The organism is Streptomyces kunmingensis, from assembly GCF_039533535.1.
Taxonomy (GTDB): domain Bacteria; phylum Actinomycetota; class Actinomycetes; order Streptomycetales; family Streptomycetaceae; genus Streptomyces; species Streptomyces kunmingensis.
The window spans coordinates 444,607-460,080 of the sequence record NZ_BAAATS010000006.1; the positions used below are offsets into that span (position 1 = coordinate 444,607).

Sequence of the window (15,474 nt, forward strand, 5' to 3'; positions counted from 1 at the left end):
TGCGCTGCCGCCCTGCCGGCGCAGCGCCCCTCCCGCATGGAGTTGCGCCTGTGAAGACGTTGCGATCCCGGCCGGCCCGGGTGTTCTGGATGCCCGCCCTGGCCATGATGACCCTGTTCTCCGTCGGCGCTTGTGGCGGCGCCGTGTCCGGCAGCCAGAACGGCGACGCCGGTCCCCCGCGGTCGGGCGGGAATCTGACCTTCGCCGTGGGCACCGACGCCGGGTGCCTGGACCCGCAGCAGGTCGGCAGCAGCGACACGCTGTACGCACTGAGACAGACGGTCGACTCACTCACCGACCAGGACCCGTCCTCGGGCCGTATCGTCCCATGGCTTGCCCGGAGTTGGCAGGTGAGCGACGACGCGCGGACTTTCACCTTCCAGCTGCGCCCCGGCGCCACGTTCAGCGACGGGGTTCCGGTGGACGCGGCAGCGGTGAAGAAGAACTTCGACGCGATACCGGAGCTCGGCGGCCTCGCCATCCTCGCCCAGGGACATCTTGACGGTTACCGACGGGCCGAGGTCATCGGCCGGCACACCGTCAGAATCACTTTCGACCGACCCAACGCCCAGTTCTTGCAAGCCACTTCGACGGCTGCGCTCGGCCTGGTGTCCCCCGCCGACACCGCCCGCACCCCTCAGCAGCGATGCACTGACGGTGTGCACGGCTCGGGCCCGTTCACGGTCTCGCGCTATCGCCCCAGCCAGTCCCTCGTCCTGAAGAAGCGCGCCACGTACGACTGGGGACCGACGCGGTGGGCGAAGAGGGGCGCGGCGTACCTCGACACCGTGACGTTCGACGTCGTCGCCGAACCGGGGGTGCGCGCCGGGAGCCTGGGTTCCGGGCAGGTCGATGTGATCGGCGGCATCCGCCGCCAGGACGAGGTGTCCCTGCGCCGTTCGGGATCGGCGGTCGTACGGCGCGCCAACCCGGGCGTGGTGCTCAACCTTGGCTTCAACAACGACCGTCCGCTCACCCGTGACGTCCGGGTGCGCCAGGCGGCGCAGGTGGCGGTCGACCGCAAGGAGATCACCGCCGCGGTCTTCCCCTCCGGCACGCGTCCCGCGACGAGTGTGCTGTCCCGTACGACGCCGGGCCACGTGGACCTGACAGCCGATCTCGACTTCGCCCCGGCACGGGCGAAGTCCCTGCTGAAGGCCGCGGGTTGGCGCGAGGGCGGCGACGGCATCCGCCGCAAGGGCGGGCAGCGGCTGAGCCTGACCGTGGTGTCGTTCAGCACGGCCGGGGCCCAGCGCACCGCTCTCGAACTGGTGCAGCAGCAGCTGAAGGACGTCGGCATCGAGCTGACCGTCCGGCAGCTCCAGGTACCGCAGTTCCCGGAGACCATACGGGCCGGGAAGTACGACGCCCTGTGGGGCGGTGACCTCACCCGTGCCGACCCCGACGGCCTGCGCACCCTCTACTCCACGCGCCTCGTGAACTCCTACCGTCTCCCGGACGGCGCCGGGCTCGACTCCCCGCTGGACCGGCAGGCAGCCACCCTCGACCCCGAGAAGCGCGACGGCTTCGTGTCACAGGCACAGAAGTTGATTGTCCGTCAGGCATACGTCGTACCGATCGCCGACCAGGAAACGCTGATCGGTGCCTCGGGCCAGGTGCACGGACTGACCATCGGCGCCTCGGGCGGCGTACAGCTGCACGACACATGGAAGCGCTGAAGCGCCGGCCGGGCGGGGCCGGGATCGTACGGAACATGGGGAGAGCGAGATGAGACGGTACGTGGCCTGGCGTCTGGCCCAGACCGCCGGCGTGCTGTGGGGGGCGTACACGCTGACCTTCTTCCTGCTGGATCTGCTGCCCGGCGACCCGGTCGCCGCGATGGCGGGGACGGGGTCGGACTCCGGACCCGTGGGTCAGCGGCGGCTCGACGAACTGCGGGCGCAGTACGGCTTCGACGAGCCGGTCCTGGTCCGGTACGCGAGTTCGCTCGGCCGTGCGCTGCACGGTGACTTCGGCAATTCCCTCGCGACCGGCCGGCCGGTGACGGACATCCTCTCGGATGCGTTGCCCCCGACACTGCAACTGACGGGTGTGGCACTGCCGTTGGCGGCACTCCTCGGCGGTGGCCTCGCCCTGACCGCGACGTCCGTACCGCGACGCCGGCTGCGCAATCTGCTGCTCTCGGTGCCCGCCGTGGGCATCAGCCTGCCCTCGTTCTGGGTCGGCCTGATGCTCGTCCAGCTGTTCGCGTTCCGGGTCCCGCTGTTCCCCGCGTTCGGCGACGGCGGTCCGGCCGGGCTCGTGTTGCCCTCACTCACCCTGGCGCTTCCCGCGGCGGTGCTCGTGGCGCAGGTGCTCTCCAAGAGCCTGCTCACCGAGCTCGGCACGCCGTACGTGCACACCGCGCGAGCCAAGGGCGCGGGGCGGGCCCGCGTGCAGTTCCATCACGCGCTGCGCAACGCGTCGCTGCCCGCACTCACGGTGGTCGGGGTGCTCGCGGGTCAGCTGACGGCCAACGCCGTCGTCGTCGAGAACGTCTTCTCGCGGCACGGTCTGGGCCGTGTCACCACGGACGCCGTCACCGTCCAGGACGTGCCGGTCGTCCAAGGCGTCGTGGTGTTCGGCGCGCTGGTCTTCGTGCTCGTCAATCTCCTGGTCGACCTGGTGTATCCGCTGCTCGACCAGCGCATCGCCGTCTCCGTACGAAGGAGCCCCGCATGAGTCCGGACACCGAGGCGGCGAGCGTGCAGGAACGGCTGGACCTCGCGCCGCCGCTCCCCCTCGCCGGGCGCGGGCACGACTCCGGCGGCTGGCGTCTGCTGCGTTTCCTGGTGCGCCGCCCGGGGCTCGTACTGGCCCTGCTCGTGGTCGCCGCGCTGGTGGTCGCCGCGTTCTGGCCCGAGGTGTTCACCGGCCGTGATCCGCTGCGCGGCGTGCCCGCCGAGATACTCCGACCGCCGAGCGCCGCGCACTGGTTCGGCACCGACGAGCTGGGCCGTGACCTCTTCGCGCGGGTAGTACACGGTGCGCGGGTCTCGCTGCGCGCGACGCTGGTCGCCGTGGCCGTCGCGTTCGTCGTGGGCGGCGGGCTCGGGCTCGTCGCCGGATTCGTCGGAGGGCCGGTCGAAAGCGTGCTGATGCGGATCGTCGACGTACTCCTGGCCGTGCCCGGCCTGTTCCTCTCCCTCGCCGTGGTGACGGCGCTCGGCCGGGGCACGATGCCGGTGGCGCTGGCGGTCGGGGTGGCCGGTGTGGCCGGGTTCGCCCGGGTCACACGCGCGGAGGTGCTGCGGGTGCGGCACGCCGAGTACGTGGAGGCGGCCCGCCTCGGCGGAGCACGGTGGTACTCCGTCCTGGCCCGCCACGTGGTGCGGAACGCTGCCGGGCCCGTACTGGTCCTGGCCGTTCTCGACCTCGGGACGGCCGTCCTGTCCGTGGCGTCGCTGAGCTTCCTCGGTTACGGAGCGCCGCCGCCCGCACCCGAGTGGGGCACCCTCATCGCCCACGGCCGGGACTATCTGTCCGACGCTTGGTGGATGTCGACGATCGCCGGTCTCGTCGTCGCCGCGTTCGTCCTGTCCACCCACCGCATCTCCCGTGCGCTGGGCGGCGAATGGGAGGAGAGCCGATGACCATGGTGCGCGAGAGCGACAGCGTACAAACGGACTCGGCCCTGCTGTCGGTACGCGGCCTGACGGTCTCCTACCCGAGCCGGGCCGGCCGGGCGGAGGCCGCGCGGGGCGTGGATCTCGACATCGCGGCCGGGGAGATCGTCGCGCTCGTCGGCGAGTCCGGGTCGGGCAAGAGCAGTACGGCACACGCGATCACCGGGCTGCTGCCGCCCGGCGGCCGGGTCGACGCCGGGCGGGTCACGTTCGGCGGGCGTGAGCTGACCGGCCTGGCGGAGCGGGAGCTGCGGGCGTTGCGCGGCGCTCATATCGGCCTGGTCCCGCAGGATCCGGCCGTCTCCCTCAATCCGGTGCGCCGCGTGGGGACGCAGGTCGCCGAGGTGCTGCGCATCCACCGTCTCGCGTCCCGGCGCGACGCGCGCGAGCGGGCCGTCGAACTGCTCGAGCTGGTAGGACTGCCCGAGCCGCGCACTCAGGCGCGGCGCCACCCCCATGAACTGTCGGGCGGGATGCGGCAGCGTGTCCTCATCGCGATCGCGATGGCGGCGGGCCCACGTCTGATCGTCGCCGACGAACCCACCAGCGCCCTCGACGTCACCGTGCAGCAGAGCATCCTCGACCACTTTCAGTCCCTGGCCCGGGACACCGGAACCGCGGTACTGCTCGTCACGCACGATCTCGGCGTCGCCGCCGACCGAGCCGACCGGATCGCGGTCATGGCCGACGGACGGATCGTCGAACAGGGCCCGACCGCGCAGGTCCTGACCGCACCGGCGGCCGCCCGCACGCGCCGTCTTCTCGACGCCGTACCCCGGTGGGACGTCCGGCCCGCCCCGGTGTCGGGGTCGCCGGCTGCCGCCGGTGTGACGCCACTGCTGGAGGTCGAGCACCTCACCAAGGACTTCCCGCTGCCCCGCTCCGGCGCCGGGCCGCGCACCGTCCGCGCCGTCGATGATGTCGCACTGACACTGCGCCGCGGCGAGACCCTGGCGCTGGTCGGTGAATCGGGCTCCGGCAAGACGACGACGGCCCGGCTGATCCTGCGCCTGCTCGCGCCCACCGCCGGCCGGATCCGGGTCGACGGCGACGACGTCACCGAGGCCACCGGCAGCAGGCTGCGCGCACTTCGCCGACGCATCCAGCTGATCCACCAGAATCCGTACGCCTCCCTGGACCCGCGCCAGGACATCGCCGACATCGTGGCCGAACCGCTGCGCGCCTTCCGGGTGGGCGACAGCGCGGCCAGGGCGGACCGGGTCCGCGACCTGCTGGACCACGTCGCCCTGCCTTCCGACGTAGGGACACGCCGGCCCGCCGAGCTCTCGGGCGGGCAGCGCCAGCGCGTGGCGATCGCCCGAGCACTGACCCTCTCCCCCGAGCTGGTGATCTGCGACGAACCGGTGTCGGCGCTGGACGTCGCGGTGCAGGCGCAGATTCTCGACCTGCTCACCACGCTCCAAAAGGAGACCGGTGTGGCGTACCTGTTCGTCTCGCACGACCTCGCCGTGGTGCGCCGGATCGCCCACCGCGTCGCCGTGCTGCGCTCGGGCCGGCTGGTCGAGTCGGGGCCGACCGGGGACGTGTTCGCCGCGCCCTCCCATCCGTACACCCGTGCCTTGCTGGACGCCGTACCGGGCCGCGCCCGGATCGCCTGAGAGGAGACCGACGTGCGCATCCTGGTGGCCGAGGACACCCGGGCGACGGGCTGGTCGCCGGTGGGCGATCTGCGGCGCAACGGCCACCGGACCGTCGTCGTCGGCACCGGACGCGCCGCCGTCACGGCCTGCCGGCAGACGGACCTGGTCCTGCTCGACCTGCGGCTCCCGGACATGGACGGCCTGGAGGTGTGCCGCCGGATCCGGGAGAGCACACGGGCCCCGGTCATTGCCCTCACCGACGGGACAACCGGGATCGAGCGGGTCCTCGCTCTGCGAGCGGGAGCCGACGCCTGTCTCGACAAGCCCTGTACGTTCCAGGAACTCCTCGCCCGTATCGAGGCGTTGGCCCGCAGGTCCGACACCCGCCCGTGGGCGCCCCCGGCCGTTGGTCCCATGACACTGGGCCCGCTGCACATCGACACCGGCGCCCGCGAGATACGTGTGTCCGGGGCTCCGGTCGCGCTCACCCGCAAGGAGTTCGACCTACTGCGCTGTCTGGCCCGGCATACCGGTTCGGTGGTCGGCCGGCAGCACCTCATGCGGGAGATCTGGCAGCTGGACGAGGGTGCCGGAGTACGGGCCTCGCGCACGCTCGACACCCATGTGAGCTCGCTGCGGCGCAAGTTGGGGCACAGCGAGTGGATCCGCACCGCGCGAGGCGTCGGGTTCCAGCTCGCCCTCGAACCCACCGGCGCCGCGGCAGCAGCGTATCCCCGGTCGTCACCGCCGCGCGGCGTGCTGGTCGCCGTGCCCGATGCCGACACACGCACGGCTCTGACGGCGCAACTGCGCCGGCACGGCTGTCACGCCCGCGCCTGTGGCACCGGGGCCGAGGCGCTGGCCGTGCACGAGGCGTTCGATCTGCTGCTGGTGCACGCCCAGTTGCCGGACATGGACGGCGTCGAGGTGTGCCGGAAAGTACGCGCCGCGAGCGACCTGCCCGTCATCGCCTTCACCGCGCCCGGCCGGACACTCGACCGGATCCTGTTCCTGCGGGCGGGCGCCGACGACTGCGTCGCCCACCAGGACGATCCGCGGGAGCTGCTGGCCCGCGCCGAGGCCGTGCTGCGCCGGGCCCGGTCCACTCGCCCGCATCCACATGGAACCGCGCTGTGCCGGGGGCGGCTAAGGCTGGACACGACGACCGGGGACGTGCGCTTCGCCGACCGAGCGGTCCGGTTGACGCGCAAGGAGTTCGCACTGCTGCACCGCCTGGCGTCGCAGCCGCGGACGGTGCACGCGCGGGCGCAGCTCATCGCCGACATCTGGGGCGGGCAACCGGGCTCTCCCGGCTCGGGCCCCGGCTCAGGGCGCACGCTCGACACACATGTCAGCACGCTCCGGTCCAAGATCGGCCTGCCGGGGCTCATCGTGACGGTATGGGGGGTGGGGTTCAGGTTCGGCGAGGCCTGAGGTCGGCGTCCGCCGGACCGGTCGGCGAGCAGGCCGCCGTGCGGCATCACGATGCGGAGCCTGGCGCCGCGCCGCCGGACGGTTCTGAGAGCTGCCTCGTACGGAGTGATTCCTCCAGGAAGGCGAAGGCGCGCAGGTGGTATGTGCGGGCGGCCAGGCCGAGGCTGATGTTGTGACCGGCGCCCGGCAGCCGGTCCAGGACGACGCGGGGCGCGCGGACCAGCCGCTCCCGGAGATCGGCCAGGTCCTCGTCGGTGTGCCGCCACCACGCCTCGTACTCGGCGAACGTCAGCCGGACCGGCACCCGGATCCGCGGCAGCAGTTCCTTGCTGCGGCTCTCCCAGTCCGCCACGTTCTCCGCCTCCCGGCGCGGCATGGGTGTCACGATGCGCGCGCTGGATCCGACGGCGCCGGGCGGATACAGCCGCGACGGGCCCCAGTTGAGGTGCCGTCCGCGCAGCCCTCGAATGCCGCCCGCCGGGTCGTTCAGGTCGGCGGCCGGACGGCGCCCGCACCCCGACACGTCCACGGCGATCACGGGGTTTGGGGCGGATGCGGCGACGACGCTCAGGGCGAGTTTGCCGCCGTAGGAGTGCCCGAGCAGCAGCACGCCCGCTCCCGTGGCGCGCTCGGCGGCAAAGGCCGCGATCGCCGAACGGACCGCCACCGTCTGCTCGTCGAGGCTCCTGCCGTCCGGGAAGCGCTTCGCGGACCGCCCGTAGCCGGGCCGGTCGAGGGCAAGGACGGTGTAGCCCAGGCGGGCCCCCAGGGTGAGCAGGGACAGATCGGGGTGGGCCGTGCTGTCGAAGTATCCGGCCCGCATGCCGCCGCCGTGCAGGGCGACGACCGCGGCCCGCGGGGGTCCGCCGGACGGTTCGCAGAGGAGCGCGGACAACGGGCCGTCCGCGGAGTCGAGCGTGACGTCCCGTACGCCGCGGGACATCGTCTCGGCCATGCTGGTTCCGCGCACGCCCGTCCCCCGCCTCACGTCGACCGCTCGCACATGCCGAAGTCCACCGAGCGGAACGGCGCCGTCGCTGCCATCAGGTCTGCCCCGTCGGCGCCGGACCCGTAGACCCCTCGCAGGGGAATCGTCCGTAGCGTGACCCGGTGGTCGTTCCGCGTACGGACAGCGACGGCCGCGACGGCCTCCCGGGCGTCAGCGCCTCCCCCGACATCACCCAGATCGCGCACGAGCCATTCGCCGACCGCTCCGGCCGGGCGTCCGCGGCCGCCGAAATAGTCGGCGTCGAGCCTGCGGGCCAGACCGAACCCGAGTCCTTTCAGGTACGCCTCCTTACGGGACCACAACCGGGCGAAAGCCAACGGCCGCTCACCGAAGGGGAGTTCGGACATCTCAGCCCGCTCCTGCGGGTGCAGTCGATGCCCGCACAACTCCATGGTTTCCAGCGGCGGAACGGTCTGGACATCGACACCGACCGGCTCCCTCGCCACAGCCACCATCGCCAGATCCCCGCTGTGCGACAGCGAGAAGTGGGGCGCGCCCGCGGCACCCCGCACCTCCGGCCGCCCGTGCGGTCCGCGGCAGCGCGGGCACTCGGCCCGGCCGAACCGGACGGCCCCCGGCTCCAGCCCCAGGTAGAGCGCCAGAACGCGGCGCAGCGCGACATGGGCGGCGACATAACGCAGCCGATCGCGCGTACGCAGGAATCCGGCGGCCCGGTGCCGTTCGCGCGGGTCGAGCTCCGCCAGGACCTGGCTCGGCGGCTCCTGCCCAGGGCCGGGGACACGCAAGGCCCAGAGGTGCGTCGCACGGAGGCCGAGGGGCAGGAGAGCCGTCGCGGACGGTGGCTCGGAAGGTGCCTGCCGATGGCCGCCGAGCAGTTCACACACAGTGCCCCCTCCCCCGGCCACCACCGGACGCGATTCCCCACGGACTCGGGGTGTCACGGACGCAAGGCCTCACGGACTCAACGCCTCACGGACTGACGGGAACCGGCGCAGTACCGGCCCCGTCCCCCAAGCCTCCCGGTCCACGAACCGGCGCTTCAATACCGTCCGGTGGAAATCCGCACGCGCAGATACAGGCGCGAGTCAGAAAGGTTCGGGCCACGTCAAGCAGTGTCAGGGGAACGTCAAATCAGGCGCCCTACGGGTCGGGGGACCGATGTCCGACGCCCGCCCCCCTGGCCACGTGCGTCCACCGGCTCTGACGAGCTCCAGGATCGGCATCCTCGGTAGCGTGACCATCTGCCGCATGGGGCGTCCATGTGTCCGGCCGGCCCGCGCGAGGGCCCCGACGGAGAGTGATGAGACGGCGATGAGTGAATCGACGAAACCCGAGGTCGATGTTCCGAAAGGGGACGCTCCTACCAAGCTGACCATCCGGGACCTGATCGTCGGGGACGGGGCCGAGGTGAAACCCGGCATGGTGGTCAGGGTCCACTATGTCGGGGTGACCTTCGAGTCCGGGAAGGAGTTCGATGCCTCCTGGGACCGGGGCGAGCCGTTCAAGTTCGCCCTGGGCGGTGGCAGGGTCATCAAGGGCTGGGACCGGGGACTGAGGGGGATGAAGGTCGGCGGCCGGCGCGAGATCATCGTTCCCCCGCGTCTCGGCTACGGCAATCAGTCGCCCTCGCCGTTGATCCCGGCGGGCTCGACCCTGGTCTTCGTGGTGGACCTGCTCGACTCGTACTCCAGCGCGACTGGGTGGAGCAGAGCCCAGCGACCCTGACCGCTCCTCCCCTGCGACAGGCTGCATCGCCGCCCAGGGGGGGGTACCACCGGCGCCTACCAGGTCGCGACCGCCCCGCACACTTTCCGCCAAGCCCCGAAGGCACTACCGGCTGGAACCACCCTTCAAGCTCCCATCTGTGTTCACTCTATTGACACCCGGGTTCGCTCAGCCATACGTTCCGGCCACTTGAGAGCGCTCTCAGGGAGCTACGACCGTGATGAGTCACTGAGTCAATAAGCCGATGAACCAATGAGCCAGTGAGCCACCCCGCACCACCCCTCCTGGCCGCCGCGCGGCTCCCCCGCCGCGCCGGCCGTGCCGAGCCGCCCTGTCCACCGTGAGACACGAGGTGTTGTTCATGCCAGTGACCCGAAGACGACCAGCCGCCGTGCTGGTCCTGGCCGCCGCCCTGGCCGCCGCCGGAATCGTTCCGGCCGCCTCCCCGGCAGCCGCCGCCAACGTCCCCGTGGGATCCGGCAGTTACTCCGACACCCGGCCCGCCGGCACGTCCGGCCCCACCACCAACACGGGTACGCCGGTCACCCCCAAGGTCACCGAGGCCGCGAAGGGCAAGCCCGTGCCCACCAACGACTGGTGGTCCTCGCTCGCCTTCCAGCGCTACGGCGACAACCCGTACTCGACCCCGATGTACGGCCATCCGCTCACCTACCAGGCCGTGTCCGGCGGCCTCGAGGTCGGCTATCCGACGTCCCCCGCGATCGTCGGCGACGGCCGCCAGTACGAGTACGCCCACAAGCGCGATCTGACCCTCGGGCTCTCCGGGCTCAACTCGGCTGACACCAAGGCCGATTCGTGGTCCGACTGGACCGTCACGCCCTACTGGTCCGACGGCAGCCGCACGCTGCGCACCACGATCGGCCACGGCATGCCGTTCGTGTACGCCAAGGGTTCCGGCGGCGACGCCAGGATCACCACGGCCGCCACGCCCACCGTCTTCGCCGACCAGGGCAACGTCCTCGGCATCACGGTCGCCGGACACCACTACGCCCTGTTCGCGCCGAGCGGCAGCGACTGGAACGTCTCCGGCTCGACGATCACCGCGGGCCTCGGCGGCAAGGACTACTTCTCGCTCGCCGTGCTCCCCTCCACCGACGCCCTCGCCACGTACCGGAAGTACGCGTACAGCTTCGTCACCGGCTCCACCACGGACTGGAGTTACAGCGGTGGCATTGTGCGGGCCACGTACACACTGACCACGGAGGCCAAGGAGGGCACCGAACGCGGCACACTCCAGGCGCTCTACCGTCACCAGTGGCTGCACACCAGCGATCCCCTCACCTCGTACACGTACGTCTCCCCGCGCGGCACCATGAAAGTCCGCGAGTCGGCCTCCTTCTCCACCGCGCAGAAGTCCTCCGCGGTCCTTCCCGGGCTGCCGAAGTCCAGCGGTGTCGACACCGCCCGGCTGCGTACGTATCTGAACGAGGTGGCGAACTCCTCCGACCCGTTCTCCAGCGCGGCCGACACCTACTGGACCGGCAAGGCGCTCGGCAAACTCTCCCAACTGGTGCCGTTGGCCGACCAGATCGGCGAGACCGCGGTCCGCGACAAGCTGCTCGGGCTGCTCAAGGGACGCCTTCAGGAGTGGTTCACCGCGGGCGGGGCCAGTGAGTTCTCCTACGACTCCGCCTGGAAGACCCTCACCGGCTACCCCGCGTCGTACGGCAGCGACACCGAGCTGAACGACCATCACTTCCACTACGGCTACTACGTGTACGCCGCCGCGATCGTCGCTCAGTACGACCAGGCCTGGGCGGCGAACTCCGCCTGGGGCGGCATGGTGAAGACCCTGGTCCGCGACACCGCCAACCCGAGCCGCACCGACGGCTCCTTCCCCTTCCTGCGCGGCTTCGACGTCTACGCCGGGCACAGCTGGGCCTCCGGGCACCAGGGCTTCGCCGCGGGCAACAACCAGGAGTCGTCGTCGGAGTCGACCAACCTCAGTGCGGCGCTCGTGCTGTGGGGTTCGGCAACTGGCGACAACTCCCTGCGCGATCTGGGTACTTACCTCCTCACCACGGAGTCCGAGTCGATCGCGCAGTACTGGTTCGACGCCGATGAGCAGGTCTTCCCCTCCTCCTTCGGACACGACACGGTCGGCATGGTCTGGGGCAGTGGCGGCGCCTACTCCACCTGGTGGACCGCCAACCCCGAGGAGATCCACGGCATCAACGTCCTGCCCGTGACCGGCGGTTCACTGCACCTGGGCGGTGAAAAGGCCGCGATCCGGCGCAACCTCACCGAGATGGAACGCGAGAACGGCGGCCCGGCCCAGGAGTGGCGCGACATCCTCTGGGAGTTCCAGTCCCTCGCCGACCCCGCCGCCGCCAAGTCCAAGTGGGACGCGGGCAACGCCTCGTACACACCCGAGGCCGGCGAGTCCAAGGCACACACGTACCACTGGATCAACACGCTCGACACCCTCGGCGCACCCGACGCCACCGTGACCGGTGACATCCCCACGTCCGCCGTCTTCACCAAGGGCACCACCCGCACCTACGCCGCCCACAACTACGGTTCCTCCGCGCGCACCGTGACGTTCTCGGACGGCAAGTCCCTGACCGTACCCGCCCGTTCGACGGCCACGGGCTCCGGAACCGGCGGCGACCCGGACCCCGACCCCGATCCACCGACCGGGAACACCTTCCAGCTGCGCTCGGGCGGCGCCCTGACCACGGCGACCGGCGGCACCGCGGGCAGCGACACGATCGCCTCGGGCGGCGGCGCCAACCACGACGGCACCCCGTACCAGCCGCTCGTCTACGAGGTCCGCGGCGTCAACGGCACGTACGCCTCCGGTGCGTCCACGGCGTTCCGCCTCCAGGTGGACGCGGGCACCACGGTCGGCCTCGGCCAGCAGGCCAGGGTCAGCTACGACCTCACCGGGGACGGCAGCTTCGATCGCGTGGAGACGTACCAGTACTTCGCGACCGACCCGGTGACCGGGTGGGAGGAGTACGCCCAGTCACGCGGCCTGAGGTCGGCCACGGGCAGCCTCGGGAAGATGACCGGCGGCACCGTCCGGCTCGAGGTGTGGAACGCCATCGGCAACGGAGCGTCGAAGCTTCAGACGGGTACGGACAAGTCCGTGCTGGTCATCCCCTATAGCTGAGCGCCCCACGGCGAACCGGCACCCGGCGGGCATCGGAGATCATGCCGATGCTCGCCGTACCAGTTCCGTCGGAGTGATCACCGACTCGGGGACCGAGCCGTCGGTCCCGTCGAGGAGCCGCATCAGCAGCCGCACCATCAGCCGGCCCATGCCCTCGATGTCCTGGTGCACGGTGGTCAGCGCCGGTTCCGTCGCGCCGGCCACCGACACCACGTCGTCGAAACCGACCACCGCCACGTCGTCGGGAACCCTCGCCCCCCGCTCCCGCAGGGTCCGCAGCGCGCCCGCCGCCATCAGGTCGTTGGCCGCGAAGACGGCGTCGAGATCCGGGCACCGGTCCAGGAGTTCGGCCATCGCCCGGGCTCCGCCCTCCTCCGTGAAGTCACCCTGGGACGTCAGCGCCGGATCCGCGTCGATCAGCACATCGCGGTACCCGTCGACACGGTCCACCGCGGCCATCAGGTCCCGTGGACCCGCGATGTGCCCGATGCGCCGGCGCCCCAGCGAGACGAGATGCCGTACGGCCTCCCGGGCACCGCCGCGGTTGTCGCAGTCGACATACGGCACGGCGAGTTCCTGCCGCGCCGGCGGCCTGCCGCCGAACACGGTCGGGATCCGGGCACGCGTGATCAGGGCGGGCAGCTCGTCGTCATCGTGCAGGGAGAAGGCGAGCGCGCCGTCGACATGTCCACCGCCGAGATAGCTCGCGATCCGGTCGTACTCGCCCGGGCTCTCGGCCCACAGCAGGACGAGCTGCGAGTCGAGCGCGGTCAACTCACGGCTGATTCCCCGCAGTTGCCGCTCGAAGAACGGATCGGAGAAGATCCGGAACTCCGGCTCCGCGATGATCACACCGACCGCGCCGTTGCGCCGGGTCACCAGCGTGCGGGCGGCGTGGTTCGGCACATAGCCGAGCTCCTCGACCGCCTGACGCACCTTGTCCGCCAGCGGGGCCCGCACACCCGCGCCGCCGTTCACCACCCGGGAGACCGTGGCTCGGGAGACGCCGGCTCGAGCGGCGACGACCTCCAGCGTGGGGCGCGGCTCCGTGGTCGGTTCGGTCAATGCAGGCGCTCCTCGACTGGCGCACCGTCGGTTCGGTGAGGTGTCCTGCGTCCAGGGTATCCGGCGCCCTTGCCTGTGCCGCTCGAGAACGCTCCGTCGCTCTTGGTGCCCGCGGTGGGCCGAGCAGGATTTCCACGTCGTCGGCCTCGAAGACAGCGTCGAAGACGCGTTCCACCTGCCGACCGACGGAGGCAGCGGCGGTCACGAAGGCAAGAGCGGCCACGGTGGGATGCAGCCCGCCTCGGCCGACGGCGCCGGAGGCTCGGGCGGCTCGGGCGGCTCGAAGAAGCGCACCTACATCGACCACATCGAGTTCGAGGACGGTGCGGACAAGGTCTCCGGGCACGGCACGCACCTCAAGTCGACGTCCACGCATCCAGGTAGAACTCCGCTCGGCGTCGGGGGCCGCAGCGGGGGACCCTTCGGCCTCGATCGTCGGGTTCGTCGGGTAAACCTGTGCGTGCCGGAAAATGCATCCGCGCCGGCCCGGCGGGAGTTGGTATCACCACCGGAGCTGCCGCCGCCTCCGGCCCAGCCCGGACAGGTACTCGCGAGCGCGCCTGGCAGCTTCGAATACGCGCCGAGCGGCCCGCCGCCACACCGCTGCCATCCGTACCGGATCGAGCGGGTAGACGGCCGTCGCAGCTGCGTACAGAGCCGTCCGCCGACCTCCGATATCAACGCCCCCTGCACTGATGCCTGCACCCGTCACCTGGGCCGGTGGGCACCGGCGCACCGGGTCCTGCGGCTCGACGTCTCACTGCGCGCGGCCCGAACCGGTGGCGACCGCGCGCAGCGGGTGCGGACGGCGACCTGTGTCGGTCCGTCTACGAGGCACGCCTCAGGCGCGCGGCGTCCGCCGACCCACGCCCCACTCGCCGAGCGGCGCGACGAGGTCGGATTCGGACAGCGTGGAGCCGAGGGCGACGGTCGTGTAGGAGGCAGGGGCGGAAACGGGCCGTCCCCGGTCCGCCGCGGACGCCTGGCCGGTGGCCGCGGCCGCGATGACGACACCACCGGCCACGGTCATGGCCCCGGCAAGCAAAATGCTCTTCTGCTTCATACTGGCTCTTACCTTTCGCTCTGCTCGACATGTCCCGCTGGGCAGCGCCCCTGCGGCAGGCCCAGTCGATCACGGTGGACGGGTACGGCCCCAGGCACTTCCACCGGCAGAAATACGGCCGGCGTTCTTTTGCCGGGCCGGGGGCCGAGCCCGCCGCATGTCGGGTGATCTCGTCAAGAGATCCGTCCTGGTGGAGCCAGCGTGCGGAGTCTGAAGCGTGGCAGATGCGGCTGATGGACCGGCCGGCCGCGCATCGTGCACTCCCTCCGGGCTCTGGTCCTGCGCCTGGCCCGGGAGAATCCCCACTGGGGTTACCGGCGCCTGCACGGCGAACTGCTGGTCCTCGGCGTGAAGGTGGCCGCCTCCACCGTCTGGGAGATCCTGCGGGAGGCGGGGATCGGCCCGGCGCCCGAACGAAGCTCAAGTACCTGGGCGGACTTCCTGCGCTCGCAGGCCGAGGCCCTGCTTGCCTGTGACTTTCTGGAGACGATCACCTTGTCCGGCGCGCATCTGGAACCAACACCATCTCCGCCATGCCCTGCGGGAGTTCGAAGACTTCTATGACTCCCATCGGCCTCACCAGTGCCTCGCGAACGCTCGCCGCTTGCGCCCCGCACCTGTGCCAGTCGCCGATCCAGAGGAGATCGCGCACCTGGCTATACGAAGACGTGAACGCCTCGGCGACATCCTGCACGAGTACCACCACGCCGCACGACCTGCGCGGACGGAAGCGTCGGCAAGGGCAGCATCCCGCACACGGTCCCCGAACGGGCCGAGCAGGCCGGCAACCGGGCCCGGCGAGGCAGCCGCGGAGGCCGCCGGCCTTCGACCGTGAGGTCTACAAACACCTCACC

11 protein-coding genes are annotated in these 15,474 nt (G+C 71.3%); 7 read left to right on the forward strand and 4 right to left on the reverse strand.

Annotated elements, in window-relative coordinates:
- Positions 1 to 50: 50 nt before the first annotated feature.
- Genes ABD366_RS10225 through ABD366_RS10245 form a run of 5 tightly spaced genes read left to right on the forward strand, consistent with a single transcriptional unit; the run spans position 51 to position 6,661 of the window.
- Positions 51 to 1,679 (forward strand): ABC transporter substrate-binding protein, encoded by a 1,629-nt coding sequence (locus ABD366_RS10225; protein WP_324772516.1) that lies wholly within the window; start codon positions 51 to 53, stop codon positions 1,677 to 1,679.
- Between the two features lie 49 nt (positions 1,680 to 1,728).
- Positions 1,729 to 2,682 carry an ABC transporter permease gene (locus ABD366_RS10230; protein ID WP_324772515.1) on the forward strand — a complete coding sequence of 318 codons (954 nt, stop codon included), beginning with the start codon at positions 1,729 to 1,731 and terminating at the stop codon, positions 2,680 to 2,682.
- On the forward strand, positions 2,679 to 3,593 hold the full coding sequence (locus tag ABD366_RS10235) for an ABC transporter permease (protein ID WP_324772514.1): 915 nt from the start codon (positions 2,679 to 2,681) through the stop codon (positions 3,591 to 3,593). The genes ABD366_RS10230 and ABD366_RS10235 overlap by 4 nt, the downstream gene beginning before the upstream one ends.
- On the forward strand, positions 3,590 to 5,245 hold the full coding sequence (locus ABD366_RS10240) for an ABC transporter ATP-binding protein (protein ID WP_324772513.1): 1,656 nt from the start codon (positions 3,590 to 3,592) through the stop codon (positions 5,243 to 5,245). Before ABD366_RS10235 ends, ABD366_RS10240 begins: the two co-directional genes overlap by 4 nt.
- A 12-nt stretch (positions 5,246 to 5,257) precedes the next feature.
- Entirely contained in the window at positions 5,258 to 6,661 is a 1,404-nt protein-coding gene (locus ABD366_RS10245) for a response regulator transcription factor (RefSeq protein ID WP_324772512.1), read from the forward strand.
- 46 nt (positions 6,662 to 6,707) lie between these two features.
- Here ABD366_RS10245 and ABD366_RS10250 read toward each other — a convergent pair whose 3' ends face one another.
- Positions 6,708 to 7,616: an alpha/beta hydrolase gene (locus ABD366_RS10250; protein WP_324772511.1), complete on the reverse strand. Its 909-nt coding sequence runs from the start codon at positions 7,614 to 7,616 to the stop codon at positions 6,708 to 6,710.
- Positions 7,617 to 7,645: 29 nt separating this feature from the next.
- The gene (locus ABD366_RS10255) at positions 7,646 to 8,416 is read right to left on the reverse strand and encodes a 4'-phosphopantetheinyl transferase family protein (protein ID WP_324772510.1); all 771 of its coding nucleotides are present in this window, start codon (positions 8,414 to 8,416) and stop codon (positions 7,646 to 7,648) included.
- Positions 8,417 to 8,942: 526 nt separating this feature from the next.
- On the opposite strand from ABD366_RS10255, the gene ABD366_RS10260 reads away from it, so the two are divergent.
- A complete protein-coding gene (locus ABD366_RS10260) occupies positions 8,943 to 9,356 on the forward strand; it encodes an FKBP-type peptidyl-prolyl cis-trans isomerase (protein WP_324772509.1) in 414 nt (137 codons plus the stop codon).
- A gap of 361 nt (positions 9,357 to 9,717) precedes the next feature.
- On the forward strand, positions 9,718 to 12,492 hold the full coding sequence (locus ABD366_RS10265) for a glycosyl hydrolase (protein WP_324772508.1): 2,775 nt from the start codon (positions 9,718 to 9,720) through the stop codon (positions 12,490 to 12,492).
- Between the two features lie 39 nt (positions 12,493 to 12,531).
- Here ABD366_RS10265 and ABD366_RS10270 read toward each other — a convergent pair whose 3' ends face one another.
- Positions 12,532 to 13,557: a LacI family DNA-binding transcriptional regulator gene (locus ABD366_RS10270; RefSeq protein ID WP_324772507.1), complete on the reverse strand. Its 1,026-nt coding sequence runs from the start codon at positions 13,555 to 13,557 to the stop codon at positions 12,532 to 12,534.
- A gap of 841 nt (positions 13,558 to 14,398) precedes the next feature.
- The gene (locus ABD366_RS10275) at positions 14,399 to 14,620 is read right to left on the reverse strand and encodes a hypothetical protein (protein ID WP_324772506.1); all 222 of its coding nucleotides are present in this window, start codon (positions 14,618 to 14,620) and stop codon (positions 14,399 to 14,401) included.
- Between the last annotated feature and the right edge of the window lie 854 nt (positions 14,621 to 15,474).